The organism is Limnothrix sp. CMB-01 (assembly GCF_055193175.1).
In genome coordinates this window covers 1,662,057-1,684,223 of the sequence record NZ_CM143720.1, presented here as the reverse complement: position 1 = coordinate 1,684,223, position 22,167 = coordinate 1,662,057, and the positions used below count along the sequence as shown (strand labels likewise).

The window sequence follows — 22,167 nt, the reverse complement described above, 5'->3', positions numbered from 1 at the left end:
TGATGAACCCCACTGGGGGCGTTTCAACCGGGAATACCAGGTTTCAGCTTATCCCGAACTTTAGTTTCCAAACAGTCCCAGGCCGGTACAGTCCTCGTCTGGTGCTGTCCCAGTCCCGTCCCGTCCCAGCCCGGCACAACTCCAGCCCGGCCGAGCCTAAACGACCGTCAACTTAGCATTGGGGTGGCAACCACAGGGATCGTCGCTATCGACCCATTTCAAACCCAACTGCGCCATCGCCTGCATCACCGGTTCCACCTCCTGACCCTTGGCCGTCAAAGCATATTCCACGTGGGGCGGCACCTCGGGATAAACCCGCCGCACAATTAAGCCGTGGCGTTCCAGACCCCGCAGCCGTTGAGTGAGCGTTTTGCTGCTAATGCCGGGTAACAGCATCATCAGCTCACTGGGCCGCCGTGGTTGATCGCGCAGCAGCCGCAAAATCAAGATCGACCATTTATGACCGATCGCCTCCAAAACGACCTGGATTGGGCAAGCACTATCGGTGCAGGTTTGCTCAGCCGTCATCAACCCCTGTTGTTTACCCATGGTTGTGCCTCCTAAAACACACTGGGAATGATTGATTTCCCCCTCCCAGTTCCACCCTTTGTGGATCCTCAAACATGAGGAATTGAGAAATGAATGAGAGTTTTGAGATCGCCGGTCTAGACGTTGACTGGGTGCTGTGACTGCCCATTGGTGGGCAGTGCCAGATGCGCAGGGCGATCGCCCCTTGGGCCTGTTCCAAGCCAGCCCTATAACCGGTCATTCCCACCGGTTGCAGCGCGCGGGCCTGAGCCAGCGGGGCAACTAGTGAGTCAGCGGCGTACTAGCCGTAACACCGCCCATGACCTGGCCGTAGACACATCATCGTTAACGCACGATCGTTCAAGGCACGATAGCCCATGCTTAATCCATCGCCGGCAGTGGTTGCTATTACCACCATGACGATTGGATAAGATAACCATCTACTCATCATACGCACTGAATTACGTCATCCCAAGCCAAAAATTGCGATAACACAGCTCCTGTGCATGGTTTTGGGAATTGGGGGCTGATGGTGTCCACAGTGAAGGCTGACCAGAAGCAGCAACCCAAGAACTGACTGACTGGATTGAAATCACCGCCGAGTTAAGGGATTTCAGCGGTTAAGAATTGATAGAAATCCAATCGACAGTCATGGAAACTTAAAGTCTCTGAACTAAAAGTCAGGAAACTTCAAACTTTCTCAGGGAGTTCTCAAGGACTCAAAGACGTTTCGGATATTTTTATTTTCCTTTAGATTGCCCTCAATCGTCAAATCAGATTGAATTCTTTACTTTCGGATTCCAAGAATCAACTTGGAAATGACCTTGCCTAAATCATGTCCTTTGAGGAACGATTGAAGTATCTCCTCCTATAAAGGTCAAGTTCAGCAAATTCCAAAATAGTCGGCAAATGATCGGACTATTTTGTCAATGGGTTCACAAACTCTCTTAACACGATCATTCGATCGAGTCATCCGGTGGATCCCTGTGGCGGCTCCTCAGATTTTGATCGATTCCCTCATTTCATTCAAGATTACGAACTGTTAAGGTCTGAGATCCCCATTATTGTTGCATAGGCTTGACCAAGATTGACTTCAAAAGATTGATTTCAACGGAGTGCCATCGTTTCGCATCATCTGACCATTTCTGACCATTAATGTCGGGTTTTGATCGTTAACTTGCCTCAAACCGTGAATTTCGATAAGCGGTGATGCGGATTTTTTGCTGCAATGCTGCTGAAGGATGAGGGTCATTGGGCTGGCTCTGCGAGCGGTCAGAGGGCAAATTAACCGAATTTTAGCGAGGGTTGGATGGCAACCATCGCCTCTGGTCGTTGTTGGCTAAAGAGGGGATCAATCAAGGGATTCCTGACAATAATTGCCGATTGCAGATGCCGTTCTTGAAGGTTGTTCAAGAAGGTTGTTCAAGGTTGTTCTGAGGTCTTTGGTTATGACACATGCCACGTCAGTGCCTCATGCCCGCCCTGCGGCCGATCGCGATCGGGCGTTAGTGCTTTGGTTCGATCAAGTGGGCATTGCCGATTTGCCCTTGGTTGGCGGTAAGAATGCCTCTTTGGGGGAAATGATTCGTCAGTTGACCGCGAAGGGCGTGCGTGTTCCGAACGGATTTGCCACCACGGCATTTGCCTACCGGTCGTTTATTCAAGAATCGGGGTTAGAAGCCAAGCTGCGGGACATTTTTGCCACCTTAGATGTGGATAATGGCGAAAGTTTGCGGCGGTGTGGTCAAAAGGCTCGGAATTTGATTTTGCACGCGGAATTTCCGATGAATTTGCAAGAGGAAATCACCCGGGCTTACCAGGCGCTCTGTTCGCAATACGGGGCGGATGTGGATGTGGCGGTGCGATCGAGCGCCACGGCGGAAGATTTGCCCGATGCCAGCTTTGCGGGGCAACAGGAAACCTATCTGAACGTCCATGGCATGGCGGCGGTGTTGGAAGCCTGTAAGCGCTGTTTTGCGTCGATTTTCACCGATCGCGCCATTTCCTACCGCCAAATTAAGGGCTTTGACCACTTTGAAGTGGCCCTGTCCGTGGGGGTGCAAAAGATGGTGCGCTCCGACATGGACAGCTCGGGCGTGATTTTTACCCTGGACACGGAAACCGGCTTCCGGGATGTGGTGCTGGTGACGGCGGCCTATGGTTTGGGCGAAAACGTGGTGCAAGGGGCGGTGAACCCCGATGAATACGTGGTCTTTAAGCCCACCTTGGCCCAGGGCAAGCGGCCCATTCTGAGTAAGCGGCTGGGCACGAAAGAGATCAAGATGATCTACGCGCCGGGCAGCACCAAACCCACCAAAAATGTGCCGGTGGCCGTGGCCGATCGCAACCGCTATGCGATCGGGGACGATGACATTGTGCAACTGGCCCGCTGGGCGGTGATCATTGAGGATCACTATTCCGAAGTGCGTGGCGTGCCGACTCCGATGGACATCGAGTGGGCCAAGGATGGGCAAACGGGCGATTTGTTTATTGTGCAAGCCCGCCCGGAAACGGTGCAGTCCCAACGCAGCGGGAATGTGTTGCAAAACTACGTGATTACGCTGCCGCCCGAACAACGGCCACCGGTGGTGATTACCGGTCGCAGCGTCGGTGAAAAGGTGGGCCGCGGTCGAGCAAGGGTGATTTTGGACGTGCATCGCATTGACGAGTTCGAGGCGGGTGAAGTGCTGGTGACCAACCGCACGGATCCGGACTGGGAACCGATCATGAAGAAGGCCAGCGCGATCGTCACCAACCAAGGCGGGCGCACCTGTCACGCGGCGATCATTGCCCGCGAAATGGGCATCCCGGCGATCGTGGGGGCCGGCAACGCCACCAGTGCCGTGGAAACGGGCCAAATGCTCACGGTGTCCTGTTGTGAAGGGGATGAAGGCAAGGTCTATGCCGGAGAAGTGCCCTTTGAGATTAAGGAAACTCGCCTGGATAATTTGCCCCGCCCCAAGACCCAGATCTTGATGAACGTGGGCAACCCGGAAGAGGCGTTCAGTTTGGCCTCGTTGCCCTGTGATGGGGTGGGTTTGGCTCGGTTGGAGTTCATTATTGCCAACCACATCCAAGTACACCCGATGGCGCTGATCCAGTACGACAAGCTGGAGGATAAGTCGGTGCGTAAGCAGGTGGGCGAGTTGACGCACCTGTATAAGACCAATCGTCCGCAATACTATGTGGAGAAGCTGGCCCAAGGGGTGGGCACGATCGCGGCGGCCTTCTATCCCAAGCCGGTGATTGTGCGGATGTCGGATTTCAAGACCAATGAATATGCCAACCTGCTGGGCGGGCGGCAGTTTGAACCAGTCGAAGAAAACCCGATGATTGGCTGGCGCGGCGCATCTCGCTACTACGATCCGAAATTCCGGGCCGCCTTTGCGTTGGAATGCCAGGCCCTGAAGCGGGTGCGGGACGACATGGGCTTAACCAATGTGATTCCGATGATTCCGTTCTGCCGCACACCGGAAGAAGGAATGCGGGTGTTGGAGGTGATGGCGGAAAACGGCCTGAAACGGGGCGAAAACGGCTTGCAGGTCTATGTGATGTGCGAGCTGCCGAGCAACGTGATCGCGGGCGATGCCTTCAGCGAGGTGTTTGATGGGTTCTCGATCGGCTCCAATGACCTGACGCAACTCACGTTGGGTCTCGATCGCGATTCCGCATTGGTGGCGCACCTGTTCGATGAACGCTGCACGGCGGTGAAACGGATGGTGAGCATGGCGATTAAGACCGCCAAGGCTAACGGCCGCAAAATTGGGATTTGTGGTCAAGCGCCCAGTGATTACCCCGAATTTGCCCAATTCCTGGTGCAGGAGGGGATTGACTCCATCAGCTTGAACCCGGATTCAGTCTTGAAGACGCTGCTGGCGATCGCGGACATTGAAACGGAAACCGTGCCATAGCCCCTGAGCGCTTACGGGGTCAGGAGTCGATCGCGCATGGCCGCTGGTTTGCCGGCGGCCACAACCTGCCCGTTTTCCAGCAAAAAGGCCCCATCGCAATAGTCCAGTTCTTCGAGGCGATGGGTCACCCAAAGGGCTGTAATTCCCCGATCGTCCACTAACTGCCGCACGCAGCGCACCAAGTCCAATTGACTGTCGGGGTCGAGCAGGGCGGTGGGTTCATCGAGCAACAAGACTTCGCAACGGGTGGCGATCGCTCCGGCAATGGCCACCCGTTGCTTTTGGCCGCCACTGAGGGCGTAGATCGGGCGGCGCTCTAAGTCCAGAATATTGAGTTCAGCCAGGGCGCTGCGGATTCGATCGCGCGTTTCGATCACCGACAAATTCTCTTCAGCTAACCCAAAGGCCACATCTGCCCCCACCGTGGGCATCACCAATTGGCGATCGGGATTTTGGAACACAAAACCCACGGGCCGCCGCAGCAACACCTGGCCGGCGCTCGGTTGGTTCAACCCCGCCAAGAGCTGCATCAGGGTTGATTTGCCGCTGCCATTGGTTCCCAGCAACATCCAAAATTCCCCGGCGGGCACGCTCAGGGAACAGTTTTTCAGGACGGGTTTATCAGTTGCCCACTGGAACGAGACCTGCCGCACCGCGATCGCTGGTTCCGTCACCCGATCGTTTGGGAACAATCCCCGCTCATCCGGTTTGGGCTGGCCTTGCATGGGGGCGATCGTCCTTAACAGTGCGCGATAGAGATATTGAACCGTCCGCAAGACCGATCCAATCACAGGGCAACCTCAACCCAACGAACCAGCATGATGGTGCTCAAATCCGTTGAGGAGCAAGGGGCTTAAGTCCCTTGTCTGGTTGAGTGGCGATTGGATCGATCACGGCAGACTTAGTTGGTTGCGCCCGTGGCGGCGGCCAAGAAACCGGCCGTCCGGCCACCCGCTTGGGCTGCGCCAGACTTATCGCTGATTTGCACAGCCACCACTTCGCTGGTCAGGATAGAAATTTTCTTGCCCACCATTTTTTCACAGGTCAAATCAAGCCATTGGGCCTGACCCGATTGCACAAAACCCAAAATTTCCGCATAGAGCGCTTCCGCATCTTCCGCATTCTTGCGCTGCACCGAAAACGTGGCGGGCGAACTCTTGAGAGCAACTTCGATCGTGAACATAGCACTGGAAACCAGAAACAGCTTGGGAGTTGGCCGATTCAGCCTTCATCGAGTGGGGCGCAGCCGGGATCATCTTAGCGCGGTGGCCAAGGCGCGATCGCCCAGAAAACCGATCACACCCCCACCGCGATCGCACCGTGAGGGGGCAAGGGGCTGAAGCCCCTTGTCTGCACCTGACCGGCCCCTTGATTTACCGGTTGCTTTAACGGGCGGATTTGCGCTTCACCCAGCCTTTTTCCACCAGCAGTTCCGCGATTTGCACCGCATTCAGGGCCGCACCCTTGCGAATTTGGTCGCCACAGAGCCAGAGGTCGATCGCATTGGGGTTGGAAATATCTTGGCGAATCCGACCCACCAACACGTCGTCTTTGCCGCTGGCATCGATCGGCATCGGGAAATAGTTGCGCTCCCAATCTTCCAGCAGGGTGACACCGGCCGCCGATTTCAGGATCTCGCGGGCGCGATCGACCGGGAACGGCTCCGAAAATTCCAAATTCAGCGCCTCCGAGTGGGCCCGCAACACCGGCACGCGCACGCAAGTGGCCGTCACCCGCACGGCTTCGGTGCCAAAGATCTTGCGGGTTTCGTTCACCATTTTCATTTCTTCTTCGCAGTAGCCATTGGCTCCCAGGGGCGAATTGTGCGGAAACAGGTTAAAGGCCAAGGGATAGGGCAAAATTTCGGCCACCGGCTCCCCCCCATCCAAAATTGCCCGCGACTGCACCTTCACTTCTTCCATGGCCCGAGCGCCCGCGCCGCTGGCCGATTGGTAGGTGGCGGCCACAATCCGCTGAATTGGTTGCACCAAGTGCAAGGGCCAAGTGGCCACGGCCATCAGAATCGTGGTGCAGTTGGGGTTGGCGATGATTCCCTCGTGGTGGGCTGCCGCGTCGGGGTTCACCTCGGGCACAACCAGGGGCACATCGGGCCGCATCCGAAAGGCGCTGGAATTATCGATCGTCACGGCTCCAGCGGCCACGATCGTGTCGATCCAAGCTTTGGAGGTGCTGCCGCCGGCCGAAGCCAGCACAATATCCACGTCCTTGAATGCCTCGGCGGTGGTGGCTTCCACGGTTAGGGTTTCGCCGCCAAAGGTACAGGTCTGGCCGGCCGATCGCGCCGAAGCCAGCAACTTCAGTTCTGCGATCGGGAACTGCCGTTCTTCCAGCAATTGCAGCAGCTCCGTACCCACAGCGCCCGTAGCGCCCAAAATGGCGACGCGATATCCAGCCAAGGTCTTCTCTCCCCAGGAACGCCAAAAACTAGCCAACTCGATCGCCCATGCAGAGGGGCGCATTTCAGCTAGGATAGTCTATTGCGGTTCATCTGGCGTAGCTTGCCCGTCAACGTCGCACCTCGCTTCAGCACGATGCCGCAGCACTATGCCAGCGCCGCACGTCGCTCGGTTATAGGTCTGGCTATGGCCAGCTTGTGTTGCAAGTTTCGTTGAGTCCGTTTCGTTTTGTCAGTTGTTGGATCATCCATGAAAGTCACCCAGGAAAAACTGTCCGCCAGTCAGGTTAGCCTCACGATCGAAGTGCCCGCTGAACTGTCGGCCAAGGTCTACGAAGACACCCTCAGTAAGTACGCCAAAGCCGTCAAACTTCCTGGGTTCCGCAAGGGCAAAGTGCCCCGCGCCGTGTTGATTCAGCAAATTGGCCCCGCCGCCCTCAAGGCCGCCAGTCTGGATGAGTTGGTGGAAGCGGGCGTGAAAGCCGCCATCAAGCAAGAAAAAATCGAACCTGCCGGCCAGGCCCAAATCACCTCCTCCGAAGAGGAATTGTTCTCGAAGTTTGAGCCGGGCCAAACCCTGACCTTTGCGGTCAAGCTGGATGTGGTTCCCGACATTGACCTGCCCCCCTACAGCGGTTTGACCGTTCAGGCCGAGCGCGTTGATCCCGATCCCAGCCGGGTCGATCGGATCCTGGAACAGCAACGGGAATCCTCCGCCGACTTGATTCCCGTGGAAGGTCGCCCGGCCCAGTTGGGCGATGCTGTGGTGATTGACTACAAAGGAACCCTTACCCCCGAAGAAGGCAAAACCGATCCGGAAGATCTCTCCGGTCTGGAAGCGACGGATTTCCAAGTGGATTTGGATCAGAAGAAATTCATCCCCGGCTTTGTGGATGGGATCGTGGGCATGAATGCCGGTGAGAGCAAGTCAATCACCGTGCGCTTCCCGGCGGATTACGGCCGCGAAGACCTGCAAGATCGCGAAGTCACCTTTGAGATCACCCTGCATGACATCAAAGAGCGCGAACTGCCCGAGCTGACCGACGAATTCATCAAGTCGATCAGCAAATACGAAACCCTGGCGGATCTGCGGGCTGAGTTTGAGTCCCAGTACCAACAGGAAGCCGACGAGCAAACCGAGCAGAACAAGGAAGCAGCCCTGATTGCCGCCTTGATTGACAATGTGGATGTGGATTTGCCCGAAAGCCTGGTGCAGCAAGAGGTGCGCGGGATTGTGAACCAGTCCATGTATCAACTGCAAAGCCAGGGCATTGATGTGCGCAAGTTCATGAACGATGAACTGATGGCCAACATGCAGCAAACGGCGCGCCCAGATGCCATTCGGCAAGTGAAGACGGATTTGGTGCTGCGGGCTGTGGGTCGCAAAGAGTCGATCGAGGTCAGCGATGAGGAAGTGCAAACCCGCGCGAAGGAGCTGAAGGCGGCCCTTTCTGGCCAAAAGGTCGATCGCGCTCGGTTGGAATCCGTGGTTTACGAAGACCTGTACCGGGGCAAGGTGCTGACTTGGTTGAAGGAAAACAACAGCTTTGAGCTGCTGGAACCCGGTTCCCTGAGCCAGGCGGAAGAGTCAGAAGCAACTGAGGCAGAGGAAACCCCCGCCGCTGAAGCCACGGTCGATGTGACCGCTGAGAGCGCCGCCGACACTGACACCGACGACACCGACGACACCGAAACAGCCGGTAAAAAGGGCGCGGCCAAGAAAGGCAAGGGCAAGAAGGCCGACTAACCCAAGGCCGGCTAGCGGTTGGTCTCGCTGTGGTGTCTCATGCAGGTAGCTAATGCAGGTGGCTAATGCAGGTGGCTGATATGGGCCATAGGCAAAACTAGTGAGCCAACAACAAGGCCGATCGCCCGATCGGGATCGGAGCAATCCCTAGGTTCTCCGACCCGATCGCGCCCTAACTGAGCCACCGCCAGCGATCGCCCCAGCGCAACCCCGAAACAGCCCGGATCCCCGGTGGTTTCGCTGTGATTTCCCTTGATCCGCCGCGATCTCGTACCCGATCTCGTAAAGTTTCTGAGCGATCGGTCAAATCGTCAGAGCTGGAGTTTTGCTTGTGGTAATCTGGATTTGCCTCGTATCAAGCATGGCGTGCCAAATCCCTCAAGGACTTGTCTAGGCAGGGGAACGGCGGTTCAGGAACTAACCTTGGCTTTGGGAAATTTTCCATGTTTTGGCCGAGGAAAGATGTCAAGATTGGTCTGAGTCAAAAGACTGATTTAGTAACGGTTTAGAGGATAGGTCAGCATGGCGGCAGCAACGGCAGTTACCGACGCAAACTTCGAGGCAGAAGTGCTCCAAAGCACAGTCCCAGTATTGGTAGATTTCTGGGCACCCTGGTGCGGGCCTTGTCGGATGGTAGCGCCGGTGGTTGATGAAATCGCCCAAGAATTTGACAAAAAAGTGAAGGTTGTGAAGCTGAACACCGATGAAAATCCTGGCATTGCAAGCCAGTACGGTATCCGCAGCATTCCTACCCTCATGATTTTCAAGGGTGGCGATCGCGTGGATATGGTTGTGGGCGCAGTGCCGAAGACCACGTTGGCCGGCACACTTGCCAAGTACGTTGATTAGAGCAAAGCCAAGGGGCGAGTTCTGGCTCAGGTCAGCAGACGTTTTTAAAGTCCCTGAAACTGAACTGAAATTCATCGGTTTGAAGAGCCTGGCCTTGCCAGGTTCTTTTGTTTTGGGCTGCTTTGTTCTGTTTTGCCTCGTTTTGCCCTGTTTTCGATTTCTTGGAGGCTGTTTGGGGCGATTGTGACTCCTGGGCGCGGAAGCAACGTTAACGGCAATTTAAGGGGGGATCGCTGGGGATCGTAAAGTGAGATATTGAAGAAAAGTACAGATTGCGCTGGCCCAAGCAAGCCAGGGAGGGACTGTGGCCTTTTCGTCATTATCCGTAGACCGTCGAAACAGTGGAGAACGGTTACGCCATCAGATGGTGGATTTGCTCGATCGCCTGGAAACCCTTCCCAACAGCGGCCTGGTGCAATTAGCCCTTGAAACTGTTTTGGAATTGGCCGACAGCCACGCCGATCGCCTGGATTGGAAAATTCTGAACGGTGCGCTGATCGACATGCAACGGGCGATCGAGGTGTTCTATCCCTATCGCCATGTGCGGAAGGTGGCCATCTTTGGCTCGGCCCGCACACCCGAACAAGAGCCGGAATATGAGGCGGCCTTGACTTTTGCCCGTTGCATCACGGCTCGGGGCTTCATGGCCATCACGGGAGCCGGCCCAGGCATTATGCAGGCGGCCAACGAGGGGGCCGGCCGGGAAAAATCCTTTGGCCTCAATATCCAATTGCCCTTTGAGCAAACCTCTAATCCCCACATTGACGGGGATCCCAAGCTGGTGAACTTCAAGTATTTCTTTACGCGCAAACTGTTCTTCTTGCGCGAAAGCGATGCGGTGGCGCTGTTTCCCGGGGGCTTTGGCACACAGGATGAGGCGTTTGAGTGCCTCACGCTGTCGCAAACGGGTAAGTTTGGCCCGGCTCCCATTGTGCTGCTCGATCGCCCCGGTGGAGACTATTGGCAAACCTGGGAAGCCTACCACCGTGACCACCTGCTGCACCGTGGCCTGATCAGCCCCGAAGATTTGAATTTGTATTTCATGACCGATCGCCCGGCCGCCGCCTGTGACTATATCGCCGACTTCTATCGGATTTATCATTCCAGTCGCTATGTGGGCGATCGGCTGGTGTTGCGATTGCGAACGGAACTGTCGGATGAATGGTTGGCAAAACTGAACGAAACCTTCAGTGACATTTTGGTCAGTGGGGCGATCGAAAAGTCCGCCGCTCTGCCCGCAGAACGCAACAGCCCTACGGTGGGGTTGCCGCGCTTGGTGATGACGTTTAACCAACGGGATTTGGGTCGGTTGCACCAGTTAATTCACCAAATCAATCAATTTCAGCCTGCCACGACGCTGTTTCCGCATCCGGAGGTGAAATAGTTGCCGACGGGTGCTCCCGGCTGTGAATTCGCCCTTGGCTTGAGCAAGGCCAACCCTCAATGCCAAGATGACGATCGCCCTTTGGATTGTGGTGGTGGTTCATGAAAATTGCTGGTGTTGCGACCCGAACCATTCGGTTTGATCCCGATCGCCCGGAAGCGGTGGCGGTGATTGACCAACGGCAATTGCCCCATCAACTGGTTTGGCAACCGCTGCCGGATTTGGAAACGGCGGCTTGGGCCATTGAGGAGATGGTGGTGCGCGGTGCGCCGCTGATTGGAGCCACGGCGGCGGTGGGGATGGCCCTGGCGGGCATGGCGGTGCGATCGACTGCGGACTTTCAGGGGGCGATCGCGGAGGCGGCCCAACGGCTACTGAAAACGCGGCCCACGGCCGTCAATCTCCATTGGGCGATCGCTCAGCAGTTGGCAGCAGTGGCCGATTGTCAGTCTGGGGCGGCCGCGTTCGATCGGCTGCGGCTGCGGGCCGCCGAAATCATCGAGGCCGATGTGCAGCAATGCGCCCAAATTGGTCACCACGGCCAACGCCTGATTGCAGACATCTATGCCCGCACCGGCCGCCCTGTGAATGTGCTGACGCACTGCAATGCGGGCTGGCTGGCCTGCGTGGACTGGGGAACCGCCACCGCTCCCATCTATCAAGCCTTTGATCAGGGAATTCCGCTCCATGTGTGGGTGGATGAAACTCGCCCACGCAACCAGGGTGCAAAGCTGACCGCTTGGGAGTTGGGCCAACATGGCGTGCCCCATACCCTGATTGCGGACAACACGGGCGGCCACCTGATGCAGCATGGTTTGGTGGATTTGGTGATTGTGGGGAGCGATCGCACCACACGCTGTGGCGATGTGGCCAACAAAATCGGCACTTACCTGAAGGCCTTGGCCGCCAAAGATAATGATCTGCCATTCTATGTGGCGCTGCCGTCTTCCACGATCGACTGGACATTGCGGGACGGGGTGCGGGAAATTCCGATCGAACAGCGGAGCGATCGGGAAGTGAAATATATGGATGGCCGCACGGAATCGGGAGCGATCGCCTCTGTGCTGATTTGCCCAGAAGCCTCTCCGGCTGCGAACTATGGGTTTGATGTGACCCCGGCCCGGCTGGTCACGGGGTTGATTACCGAGCGCGGCCTTTGCGCGGCCTCCGAAGCGGGCTTGCTGGGTCTGTTTCCCGAACAGGGGGCCCAAAACCATGGATGAGGGCGTAATTAAATTTGCCTGCGATTGGCAGCAGGCTCCCCCGATCGCCCTTGATCCGATGGCGTTGCAGGCACTGATCACCTGGCGTGATCGACTGTTTCAGTGTGGGGCGATCGGGGTGTATCCCAACGGCATTGGCTACGGCAACCTCAGCATTCGTCTGGGGATTGATCGATTTTTGATCTCCGGTACGCAGACGGGCCACCTCACCCGCACCGGCCCCGAGCATTACACCCTGGTCGATCGCTGGGAGATCGATCGCAACTGGCTTCACTGCTGGGGGCCGATCTGCGCCTCTTCGGAATCCCTGACCCATGCGGCCATTTACCAACTGGATCCAAACATTCGGGCGATTATTCACGGTCACTGTCCCGCCCTTTGGAATCAAGAGCGCGATCGCCTGCCCACCACTCGGGCAACGGTTCCCTACGGCACACCGGCCATGGCGCGGGAAATGGCGCGGCTGTTTACCGCAAGCCCCTTACCGGAATGCCGCATTTTGGTAATGGCGGGTCATGAGGATGGAGTGTTGTCCTTTGGTCAGGATCTGGAAACGGCGGCCCAACCGTTGCTCGATCGCCTCGCGGCCCTGGGAGCGAGCTGAACAGAGCCGATCGGGCTGCGGCCCCAGCCCTCGATCCGGGTTAATCAATAGCGTTAATCAACAGCGTTAATTAATAGCTCTATCGCAGGTAGGGCACTGGATCCACCGGGTCGCCATTTTCCCGCACTTCAAAATGCAAGTGGGGCCCCGTGGACAGCCCCGTGGAACCAACGGCGGCGATCGCCTCGCCCTTCTGCACCGTTTGCCCCACCCGCACATACAGTTCGCTGTTGTGACCATAGAGGGTGGATAGGCCATCGCCCCGATCGATCACCACCGTGTTGCCATAGCCCCCAAACGAGCCGGCCACCACCACGGTTCCGCCATGGGCCGATCGCACCGTGGTTCCATGGGCTGCCCCAAAATCAATCCCATTGTGCTGTCGGCCGTAGCCCAAAATGGGATGCACCCGCCAGCCAAACCCACTGGTGATCAGTGCGTCCACGGGCGTGGCCAAAATGCCGCCCGGTAACTTCAAAATTTTGGGTTCACCGGCATTCAGACTCCCAAACTGGCCCGGCACTCGAAAGGCGGCCATGCGATTTAAACGGGCGATCGCCTCGGCCTGTTGCTGTTCGGTAATGCGCTGCTGAATCAAGCGCGTGAGGTTGGCCGAGTCCCGATCGAGCTGGGCCTGTTCCGTTTGCAAACGGGCTTGGTCGGCCCGCAAGGCGGCCGCCCGGGCCTGCTCCGCTTGGGTGCGGCGGCGCAATTCCAACTCCTCCAGGCTCAGATCTTGGCTGAGGCTGGCTAATTCCCGGCGGCGTTCTTGCCACTGACTGCGCTGCAAACTGAGCTGATCCGCCGCCTGATCGAGTTCCTTCAGTTGTCGGCGATCGGCTCCATAGACCGCTTGCAGCCGGTGTTGATGATCAAAAAACTGTTCGATCGACTTGCTTTGCAACAGCGCCGCCAATCCCCACTGAGGCGATTGTTGTTGCAAAAACCGCAGCCGCGCCACGATCGCCAACCGCTTGCGCTGGTAGTTCTGTTCCGCAAGGGCTAAATCGCGCTCCAAAATCGCCAACTGATCCACCGCCCCGTCCAAACGGCTTTGGGTGCGATCCGACTCCGCCTCGGTACGATCGAGCGACTGCTCCAGGGTTTTCATCTGTTCCTGGGTCGCCTGTTGCTGTTGCTGGACGGTTTGCCGCTGTTCCTTGACGGTTTGCCGTTGCTGCTCCAATTGCTGTTGCTGTTGGCGCAACTCCGGCAACGACTGCGATCGGGCTAGGTCAATTGACCCCAACAGCCAACCCAATCCCAACAGGCATCCCAACAACCAACTCAACCCGATCACCACCCACCGAGGGCGCGATCGAGTGAACCAATGGATCATCTGGATCCTCCATTGGATCATCCATCCCATTAACCGCTGGGTGGGCGATCGAAATGGATTGCCCAACAACGGCGCTGCATGAGTCGATCGGGGGGCGCGCTCAGGGGCGATCGCCATAACGGAGCCATCCTCGCCAAACCGAATGGAAAATTCGATTCAACGCCTGTTGCTCATGCTCCGTCAAGTCACTGTCCACCAGCGCCTCATGGAGCCGCTCGCATTGATCCTCTGTAATGACCCCTGAAGTCATCGCATCTGCGTAAATTTCCATCAGGGTTGCATCCGATAAATTCACAGCATTAGCCATGGTCTTTATGACTTTTTTTAAGAAAATTAACCATCCCAAATGCCCCACACACAGCGACGGCTCAACCCCAAACTCGACATCTGCACAACCCAAAACCCATGGATTTCATGATGAACAAACCCATGATCTGGACTAGGAGTCACAGTGCTGCATCTGAGGCTGATCCTCAAGGGGCGATCGGTGCGGGAGCGCGGGGATCAAATCATAACCATTCGCTCAAGGATCTGAGAAACGGCCTTTGAAACCAGGCTCCTGATGCAACCGAGGCAAACGGTCATCAACAGTACCACCCGCCCTGATTACTGCAAAATTCAGCGAAGTTCAGGACTGATCTCGGGGATCAAGGAACTGTGGGCTTTTGAGGATACTCTAAATATCGCGATTAAAATGACCGATCCCACAGCGCGATCGGGAAATCTTAATAACTATTGAAAAAGCAGTTTTGGAGGTCAAAAAAATTACCCAGCTTCATCACCAGAAAATTAGTGCTCAACCAAGGTTTACTGAGTCCCTTTCACGGGTTAAAAAAAATACGCAACTGACAACGCTAGGCTCAGGAAAACGTAAACAACTGTGTTAATTCATACCTGGTCTTCCGTAAGCAAAGTGGGAGCAAACCATCGTGGCGGCCACTTGGCTTGCTCCCATCTGCCGTGATTTTCAGTGGTGCGCTCGCTCTGGGGTCGCTAACCGTCCCCGAGCGATGGAACTGCTCAGCGTCGTCCGCTACCTAACTCGATCGTTGCGCCAACCAAGCGGCCACCGCTTGAACAATTCGTGCCGCCGCCTGACCGTCCCCAAAGGGATTAGCCGCGTGGGCCATGGCCTCGTAGGCAGCCCGATCGCTCAGTAAAAGGCTCGCTTCCCGCACAATGTCCGCCGTGGCCGTGCCGATCAGTTTGGCTGTGCCCGCCGCGATCGCCTCGGGCCGTTCCGTCGTGTCGCGCAACACCAGCACCGGCTTGCCCAGACTCGGGGCTTCCTCTTGCAACCCGCCGGAGTCCGTGAGGATCAGGGTCGATCGCTGCATAGCCCCAATCAGCGCCGAATAGTCCAGCGGTTCGGTCAAAAACACGCGATCGTGGGGCCCCAGCTTGCCAATCAGCGGTTCGCGCACGGTCGGGTTGCGGTGCAGCGGCAACACCAACGACAGATCCGGGAAGCGATCGAGCAGCCCCAGGAACCCATCGGCAATCTCAGTCAACGGATCACCCCAATTTTCCCGGCGATGCACCGTTGCCAAAATCACCGGCCCCGCCGACCAATCGAGCGATCGCCCGGCCGTTGCAGTTCCAGCCAACGGGGCGATCGGGCAAGGCGGATTTTTTGCCGCCACCGCCAACAGCGCATCAATCACCGTGTTGCCCGTTTGGTGAATTTCGCCCATCACCCCCGACTTCTGCAAATTCGCCACCGCCAAATCCGTCGGCGCAAAGTGCAACTGCGTCACCTGGGAAATTAGCCGCCGATTCGCCTCCTCGGGAAACGGACTGTAGAGATTGTCCGTCCGCAAACCCGCCTCCACATGCCCCACGGGAATTTGTTGATAAAACGCCGCCAGGGACGCCGCAAAGGCCGTCGTCGTGTCGCCCTGCACCAACACCAAGTGGGGCTGAATTTCCGCGAACAGCTCCCCCAACCCGGTCAAGCTGCGGCAGGTAATATCCGTCAGGGTTTGGCCGGGCTGCATAATTGCCAAGTCCCGATCGCCCTGCAACTCAAACAGCCGCATCACCTGCTCGACCATTTCCTTGTGTTGGCCCGTCAGCAGAATTTGGGTCTCGAAGCGATCGTCCTGCAAAAACGCCCGCGCCACCGGAGCCATCTTGATCGCTTCCGGTCGAGTCCCGATCGTCACACAAATCCGCATCCGGTCAGCCACAGCGCCAATCCATCCTGTGAATCAATTGGTTGAATCAATTTTGGGGTGCAAGCCCGCCCTACAGATTACCGGCTCATAAGTCATAGAGTGTCTTTAGCCAGTCCACAAAGGCATGAACCTGGGGATGATCAAAATTAAAAACATCTCGCTGTGCAGTGTCAGGCCATACACCAGGTTTATGATGCCAAGCTAGCCACGTATAAATGCGCGCTTTATCTAAATGGTGATTACGAAATGGCGCACCCAGGCGTTTTGCCTGAGCAACGGATTCCTGTAAATGTATCCATAAGTTTTCACGATCGCTGGGAATAAGCTGAGATAGCAAAGTTTCCAGCATTCCAGGCAATCGGTTATCTGGCATTATCCAGATACCGAATTTTTGATCATCGCTAACTGAGCAAATAAATCCATTTTCAGGAATTTGGCTAGGGAAGGAAATAGAACGCAATTGCTCAACAGACTGGCAAGTTTGACAAATTTCCTGCCACTGATCTGAAGCACTACTATCAGCATCAATCACAATTCCCAAAGCAGGCACATTAGGATCAGCTAGCTGGTTAAATATTTTGTCTGGCGTTATATTTCTAATCCCTTGAAGATCTTGAATATCAATTTGTGGCTGTGATGATCCTGATCGTTTTCTAGTGATTTTCCAGTGCGGTAAGTAAATATTGAGAATTTCCTTGATAATTGTTTTATCGCTACTGCCTTCAACGAACAGAACCCGCGATCGATGACTCGTTGAACTCATCTTTATCGAACCTCAACCTTATCTTCAGCAGCGATGACAATTTTATCTGTGTCGTAGCTGGTGCTATGATCGCGCTTCGCATCAATTCGATGAATCATGATTTCATCATCGTAAATTTCTTCAGCTTCGATCAGTTCTCCCAGAGCTTCCCAGCAATCGCGGCTATGGGTTGTTGCAAAAACTTGGATATCTAGCTTTTTGGCACTTTTCCAGATAAATTTCCAGAGATCAACCATGACACTATAGTGAAAGCCAGTGTCAATTTCATCAATTAATAGAACTTGCCCTTTTGCATTAACCATCGTTAATGCAATGCCAAGTAGTCGCCAAATTCCGTCTCCCATACTTCCCATAGGATTTCTGTTGTTTTCATCACGAAACTGAATTAGAAATCCTTGCCTAGAACTCAGATTGACTCTTTCAAATTTACCGTGATCAGGTGCGATTCTTCTGATTTTTGGCTCAATAATCTGAATTGCCTCTATAACCAGATCTTCTTCTGGTGTTAGAACAATTTCATCAAAAAGTTTTGCAACTTTTTCAGAATTCAAATCAGTTGATACTAAAAATTCAAGATCCTGATCATATGGAGAAGAATCTTGAGAATAGAGAGATCGATCAAAAGGAATTTTGAAGTCTGGAGATATGTCAACTGAATATGACAGCGAACCGAAGTTTTGATCTTGTTTTTCTAGAAGAAGTTTTGGCCAAGTTTCTTTGCGAATGTCGGAAAGACTATGAAGTTTTAAGCCTCCCTTTTGACTTGTATCAATTTGAATAGAAATGCTTTCTTTCGTTCCTTCTTGGTGTAAACCCAAAATTCTTACAACTTCTCCATTATTCACATTTCGATTATTGAATAGATGGGTGATCTCTGCAATGTATTCTCTAGAATTTACATATTCTCCAGAGTTACCAAGAGGAGAAACTTCGCCACGATTGATGTGTAAGTTAACGATGGACTGGGCGGGATGCTCCTGGGTCATGAGCAAGTAAATTGCTTCTAGGATTGAGGTTTTGCCGCTATTGTTTCTGCCAGTGAGCAGGTTGATGCGGCCCAGTTTCGGGATGGTGAAGTGAGAAAACTGGCGGAAGTTTTCGATTTCGAGGCTTTGGAGCATGGTGGGGATCTCCTGAGGGACAGAGAAGGGACGATCGCCCTGGTGGGTCAAGGTGGATTAGTTCAAAACTAACGCGAAAAACCCTGATCCAGTGCTGGCAGGATCGGGGTTCTCGCGTGATGGTCGATCGCCCTTAGCGCGATCGGGAGGGGCGAAAGGCTGAACCTATTGCAACAAACTCCGCAACATCCAAGCGTTCTTTTCGTGAATTTGCAAGCGCTGGGTCAACAGATCGGCCGTGGGTTCATCGTTCGCCGCATCAGCCAGGGGGAACACCGCCCGTGCCGTGCGCACGACGGCCTCTTGGCCTTCCACCAACTGGGCAATCATCACCTCGGCGCTGGGAACGCCCTCAGCCTCGGGAATGGAGGTTAGCTTGGCATATTCGCTGTAGCTGCCGGGAGCCGGGAAGCCGAGCGATCGAATCCGTTCCGCAATCAAATCCACCGCGAGAGCCAGTTCGGTGTACTGTCCCTCGAACATCAGGTGCAGTGTGTTGAACATGGGGCCCGTGACATTCCAGTGGAAGTTGTGGGTTTTCAGATAAAGGGTGTAGGTGTCGGCCAGGACGCGGGAGAGGCCGGCGGCGATGTTGGCGCGATCGGCTTCGGGAATGCCGATATTAATGATGGGAGCAGAAACAGCCATGGTGAATTACCCAACTTGATGAAACGACTTTAAGACAGGGGCTGGGGAAACGGAGGGGCGCGATCGGGTTGTCTTTATCATAGTCATATTGACTTCGAGTTGCAATACGTCAAATTATCCTGACTGCGGGGAGTGGGTGCAGCCTGCTGATCCCTTGACCTGTGGCAAATGGAGATCAGTAAAATCACTTAGTATGGGTTCGTTTTTGAGGGGAACAATGCGGCAAGTTTTTTGGGTGGGAGCGCTGCTGTGGGTGATGGCTCCGGAAGCGATCGCGGCGACCAATCCGGTGCTGCAAATTGGGATTGTGCAGCGGTTTGGGGAACAGCCGGGAACCTTGGAGTTGAAGGCGCAGCCGGGCGATCGCCTAACAGTAAAGGTGGATTCGCTCGATCGCACCCAGACCTTGACGGGCGATCGCTTGGTGTTGCAGCCGATCGCCCAACCCTTGCCGGAACCCGTTGTGGATGAGCGGGTGGTGCTGGGTACTTACCGCAGCTTTGAAACGGCGGAGGCGGCAGCGAACCAATGGCGATCGCGCGGGATTCAGGTGGAGTTGGCCCAACCGTCGGAGCGCTGGCAGGTGTGGGCCAAGCGGGAAATTTATCACCAGCCCCTGTTGCGGCGGTTGTTGCTGGATAGCGTTCGGGCCAACCCGCCCGCCACAACTGGCGGCCAGCCCAGTTTGTTTAGTCAGCGGCGCGATCGCAACCTGTTGGTGAGTGGGGCGATCGGGGGTCAATCCTTTGCCAGTGAGCGTTTAGAGATTTCGGCGGGCAAAGGGACGATCGAGGTGGGGCGCGATCGATTTGCCGGTTCCCTGAAGCTCCAGCGCAACGCCTATGGCAGCTACACAATCGTTAATGCCGTGCCCACGGAAACCTATCTGCGCGGCGTGGTTCCCTACGAAATTGGGGCCGGCGCACCGGAATCCGCCCTGCAAGCCCAGGCGATTTTGGCGCGTACCTATGCCCTGCGGAATTTGCGGCGGTTTGCGATCGATGGCTACCAACTCTGCGCGGACACCCATTGCCAGGTCTATCGCGGCCTGAAGGCGGCCACAGCTCGGGTCGATCGGGCGATCGCCGCTACCAATGGTCAGGTGCTCACCTATCAAAACGAGCTGATCGACGCGCTCTACTTTTCCACCTCCGGCGGCGTAACAGCCCACTTCACGGATGTGTGGGACGGGCCTGATCGCCCCTACCTGCGGCCCGTAGTCGATGCCCATCAACCGATTTGGGACTTGGCGGCGCGGCCCCTGTCCGATGAGCGCAACCTGCGGCAATTCCTGGCGATCGCCCAGGGCTGGAACGAGCTGGGTTGGCGCGATTTCCGCTGGCGACGCAGCAGCACCCTGCCGGAAATTGCCCAAGGCTTGCAGCGCTATTGTCGGGCCCAAAACAGTGATTGCGCCAACCTGAAAACCGTCCAAAGCCTGACCGTGACGGAGCGATCGCCCGGCGGCCGAGTGCGCAAGCTGACCGTCGCAACCGATCGCGGCCCCCTGGTGCTCGAAAAAGATGCGGTTCGCAGCGCCTTCATGGCTCCGCGCAGCACGTTGTTTTACCTGGAGCCGATCGGGGGTGGCACGCAACCGTTGCGGGGCTATGCCTTTGTGGGTGGCGGCTGGGGTCACGGCGCGGGCCTGAGCCAAGCGGGATCGCAAAAGCTGGCTCAGCTCGGTTGGAATGCCAGTCGAATTTTGCAGTTCTATTACCCTGGCACGCAGTTACAACCGATGAGCGATCGGCTAATTCTCTGGCGCGATCCGCAACTGCAATAGCGATCATTCCCATCCCAGCCAGGGGGTCTCAACCCCTTGTTAACCCTCGATTTTGGGTATGAAGGGATCGTTAAGCGATCACCCCAGACCAAATTTCTAGAGTTAAAAATAATGACAGCAGGCCGTTTGTAGGACGCACCTGCTCCTAACTGCGGTCACAAAATCGCCTCAATTAAGGTTAGTCAACTGAGTTGCTCAGAAGCAGATTGAAAAACTGAACTGAGCACCTCTGAGACGATTCCTTTCCATCAGCCGATCAAGGCGATCGTTGAGCGTGATGTTCAGTATTTTGTGGCGAGGAACGATAGCTAAAATCGCTGTAAGAAACCAGAAAAAGCAGCGAAGAAGATAGAGGCTATTTGGCACGATTGGCTAGGGGCGATCGGCTCCATCATGCTCATGCTTGAAATCCTTAAGAGGTGATCTATGTTCAAGTCAGTGTTGGGTAAGTTTGGGGGGAGCCGATCGCCTTGGGTGGTGGGTTCCGTTGTGCTGGCTGGGGCGATCGCGGCTAGTGGTCTGCCGGATCTCGCTGTTGCCAAGACTCGCGATATTGGCCGCGCGATTGCTTCTGGCCAAGCCAAGCAAGCCAAGGCCTTGGAGCAAGAAATTCTGGCAGCCCACAACAAATATCGAAAGGAAGTTGGCGTGCCCGACCTCACTTGGTCGCCCACATTGGCGGCCCATGCCCAATCCTGGGCTAACCAGTTAGCCAGCACTGGCCAATTCGATCACTCAACCGATCCCCACAGGGAAGGCGAGAACCTCGCCAAGGGCACGGTGGGAGCCGATAGTGCTGCGAAATTGGTTGATCTTTGGGGTAGCGAAAAGCAATATTTTCAGCCCGGAATTTTCCCGGATGTCAGTACCACGGGCAACTGGGCCGATGTGGGGCACTATACCCAAGTGGTTTGGCGGAACACGACGCAAGTGGGCTGTGGTGTCGCGATCGGGGGCGGTAGTGCAGTTTTGGTTTGTCGCTATAGTCCGCCGGGTAATTATGAGGAAGAACCCGTTTATTAGTGGGAGTGAGGCTTAGTTGATACGGGCTTGAAATCCTGTATTTGGGAGTGCTTAGGTTGCGATCGGTTGATGGCGTGTTGGGGCGATCGACAACCATAATAGTCACGATCAACACCTTGGAAAATTGGTGGCGGCTGGTGAATGAAAGGATGAGTCATAATGAAGCATCATCAAAACGTCATCAGCCGCTATGAATTCAGTGATCGCAACCGAAATTCGCGCGTGTGAAGCGCGACTGCGTGCCGCGATGAGTACGTCTAATCTGTCTGAATTGGACGCGCTCATTGCTGATGATTTGCTCTTTTCTGGGCCGACTGGTGAGCTAGCGACTAAGGTGATGGATTTGGAGTTACATCGCACAGGAGGCACTCAGTTTCATGAGTTGGTGTCTAAGGCGCTAGAAATCCGAGTTTTGAGCGAAAATGTTGCGCTTGCATCGGCGCATATTTTCTTGAGTGGATCGTATTTAGGAAATGCTTTTGCGGGAGACTTCCGCTATATGCGGGTGTGGCGCAGGGGCGAAACGGGCTGGCAAGTGGCTGGGGGCAGTGTGACTCCTTATAATTTCTCTTAGGTAGGGTTTAAGGAACGCCATGTCAGTTATGGTAGCTAAAGCGTATACCGGGCTTCGAAATGATGTCTACTAAT

Annotated in this window: 20 protein-coding genes; 10 read left to right on the top strand and 10 right to left on the bottom strand. The window is 55.4% G+C overall.

Annotated features, from left to right (window positions below; all coding sequences use genetic code 11):
• Positions 1 to 156 precede the first annotated feature (156 nt).
• Positions 157 to 549, bottom strand: a complete 393-nt coding sequence (locus ACZA91_RS07050) for a winged helix-turn-helix transcriptional regulator (RefSeq protein WP_234406874.1) — start codon at positions 547 to 549, stop codon at positions 157 to 159.
• A 136-nt stretch (positions 550 to 685) separates the two neighbouring features.
• Between ACZA91_RS07050 and ACZA91_RS07045 the strand changes: the two genes are divergently transcribed.
• Positions 686 to 814 carry a hypothetical protein gene (locus ACZA91_RS07045; protein ID WP_255407540.1) on the top strand — a complete coding sequence of 43 codons (129 nt, stop codon included), beginning with the start codon at positions 686 to 688 and terminating at the stop codon, positions 812 to 814.
• Between the two features lie 1,162 nt (positions 815 to 1,976).
• Complete coding sequence (gene ppsA, locus ACZA91_RS07040) at positions 1,977 to 4,439, top strand: phosphoenolpyruvate synthase (RefSeq protein ID WP_190526359.1); 2,463 nt, start codon at positions 1,977 to 1,979, stop codon at positions 4,437 to 4,439.
• Positions 4,440 to 4,450: 11 nt separating this feature from the next.
• On the opposite strand, the gene ACZA91_RS07035 is transcribed toward ppsA, so the two are convergent.
• The 3 genes from ACZA91_RS07035 to ACZA91_RS07025 all read right to left on the bottom strand — a co-directional run bounded on the left by ACZA91_RS07035 (position 4,451) and on the right by ACZA91_RS07025 (position 6,919).
• The gene (locus ACZA91_RS07035) at positions 4,451 to 5,164 is read right to left on the bottom strand and encodes an energy-coupling factor ABC transporter ATP-binding protein (protein WP_099533113.1); all 714 of its coding nucleotides are present in this window, start codon (positions 5,162 to 5,164) and stop codon (positions 4,451 to 4,453) included.
• 176 nt (positions 5,165 to 5,340) lie between these two features.
• The gene (locus ACZA91_RS07030; RefSeq protein ID WP_099533114.1) at positions 5,341 to 5,622 is read right to left on the bottom strand and encodes a hypothetical protein; all 282 of its coding nucleotides are present in this window, start codon (positions 5,620 to 5,622) and stop codon (positions 5,341 to 5,343) included.
• A 202-nt stretch (positions 5,623 to 5,824) separates the two neighbouring features.
• Positions 5,825 to 6,919 (bottom strand): aspartate-semialdehyde dehydrogenase, encoded by a 1,095-nt coding sequence (locus ACZA91_RS07025; protein WP_463185589.1) that lies wholly within the window; start codon positions 6,917 to 6,919, stop codon positions 5,825 to 5,827.
• Positions 6,920 to 7,105: 186 nt separating this feature from the next.
• Here ACZA91_RS07025 and tig point away from each other — a divergent pair, with 186 nt between their 5' ends.
• From tig to ACZA91_RS07000, 5 genes are all read left to right on the top strand, one after another.
• Positions 7,106 to 8,602 carry a trigger factor gene (gene tig / locus ACZA91_RS07020; protein WP_463185587.1) on the top strand — a complete coding sequence of 499 codons (1,497 nt, stop codon included), beginning with the start codon at positions 7,106 to 7,108 and terminating at the stop codon, positions 8,600 to 8,602.
• A 522-nt stretch (positions 8,603 to 9,124) separates the two neighbouring features.
• On the top strand, positions 9,125 to 9,451 hold the full coding sequence (trxA, locus tag ACZA91_RS07015; protein WP_099533117.1) for a thioredoxin: 327 nt from the start codon (positions 9,125 to 9,127) through the stop codon (positions 9,449 to 9,451).
• A 364-nt stretch (positions 9,452 to 9,815) separates the two neighbouring features.
• Positions 9,816 to 10,835: an LOG family protein gene (locus tag ACZA91_RS07010; protein ID WP_190526616.1), complete on the top strand. Its 1,020-nt coding sequence runs from the start codon at positions 9,816 to 9,818 to the stop codon at positions 10,833 to 10,835.
• Positions 10,836 to 10,936: 101 nt separating this feature from the next.
• Positions 10,937 to 12,058 (top strand): S-methyl-5-thioribose-1-phosphate isomerase, encoded by a 1,122-nt coding sequence (gene mtnA, locus ACZA91_RS07005; protein WP_190530808.1) that lies wholly within the window; start codon positions 10,937 to 10,939, stop codon positions 12,056 to 12,058.
• Positions 12,051 to 12,662 (top strand): class II aldolase/adducin family protein, encoded by a 612-nt coding sequence (locus ACZA91_RS07000; RefSeq protein ID WP_463185581.1) that lies wholly within the window; start codon positions 12,051 to 12,053, stop codon positions 12,660 to 12,662. Before mtnA ends, ACZA91_RS07000 begins: the two co-directional genes overlap by 8 nt.
• A 79-nt stretch (positions 12,663 to 12,741) precedes the next feature.
• Here ACZA91_RS07000 and ACZA91_RS06995 read toward each other — a convergent pair whose 3' ends face one another.
• The 6 genes from ACZA91_RS06995 to ACZA91_RS06970 form a co-directional block, all read right to left on the bottom strand.
• Positions 12,742 to 14,118, bottom strand: coding sequence for a murein hydrolase activator EnvC family protein (locus tag ACZA91_RS06995; protein ID WP_463185578.1), 1,377 nt, complete (start codon positions 14,116 to 14,118; stop codon positions 12,742 to 12,744).
• On the bottom strand, positions 14,102 to 14,308 hold the full coding sequence (locus ACZA91_RS06990) for a hypothetical protein (RefSeq protein ID WP_099533122.1): 207 nt from the start codon (positions 14,306 to 14,308) through the stop codon (positions 14,102 to 14,104). Before ACZA91_RS06990 ends, ACZA91_RS06995 begins: the two co-directional genes overlap by 17 nt.
• 730 nt (positions 14,309 to 15,038) lie before the next feature.
• Positions 15,039 to 16,178 carry a non-hydrolyzing UDP-N-acetylglucosamine 2-epimerase gene (wecB, locus tag ACZA91_RS06985; protein ID WP_463186403.1) on the bottom strand — a complete coding sequence of 380 codons (1,140 nt, stop codon included), beginning with the start codon at positions 16,176 to 16,178 and terminating at the stop codon, positions 15,039 to 15,041.
• 85 nt (positions 16,179 to 16,263) lie between these two features.
• Positions 16,264 to 16,941 carry a DUF3226 domain-containing protein gene (locus ACZA91_RS06980; protein WP_463185573.1) on the bottom strand — a complete coding sequence of 226 codons (678 nt, stop codon included), beginning with the start codon at positions 16,939 to 16,941 and terminating at the stop codon, positions 16,264 to 16,266.
• Positions 16,942 to 16,943: 2 nt separating this feature from the next.
• Positions 16,944 to 18,062: an AAA family ATPase gene (locus ACZA91_RS06975; RefSeq protein WP_463185570.1), complete on the bottom strand. Its 1,119-nt coding sequence runs from the start codon at positions 18,060 to 18,062 to the stop codon at positions 16,944 to 16,946.
• Positions 18,063 to 18,227: 165 nt separating this feature from the next.
• Positions 18,228 to 18,710: a Dps family protein gene (locus ACZA91_RS06970; protein ID WP_099533125.1), complete on the bottom strand. Its 483-nt coding sequence runs from the start codon at positions 18,708 to 18,710 to the stop codon at positions 18,228 to 18,230.
• A 217-nt stretch (positions 18,711 to 18,927) separates the two neighbouring features.
• On the opposite strand from ACZA91_RS06970, the gene ACZA91_RS06965 reads away from it, so the two are divergent.
• The 3 genes from ACZA91_RS06965 to ACZA91_RS06955 all read left to right on the top strand — a co-directional run bounded on the left by ACZA91_RS06965 (position 18,928) and on the right by ACZA91_RS06955 (position 22,093).
• Positions 18,928 to 20,496: a SpoIID/LytB domain-containing protein gene (locus ACZA91_RS06965; protein ID WP_463185565.1), complete on the top strand. Its 1,569-nt coding sequence runs from the start codon at positions 18,928 to 18,930 to the stop codon at positions 20,494 to 20,496.
• Positions 20,497 to 20,922: 426 nt separating this feature from the next.
• Positions 20,923 to 21,519, top strand: coding sequence for a CAP domain-containing protein (locus tag ACZA91_RS06960; RefSeq protein WP_463185561.1), 597 nt, complete (start codon positions 20,923 to 20,925; stop codon positions 21,517 to 21,519).
• A 190-nt stretch (positions 21,520 to 21,709) separates the two neighbouring features.
• Positions 21,710 to 22,093, top strand: coding sequence for a nuclear transport factor 2 family protein (locus ACZA91_RS06955; RefSeq protein WP_463185558.1), 384 nt, complete (start codon positions 21,710 to 21,712; stop codon positions 22,091 to 22,093).
• The last annotated feature ends 74 nt before the right edge of the window (positions 22,094 to 22,167 follow it).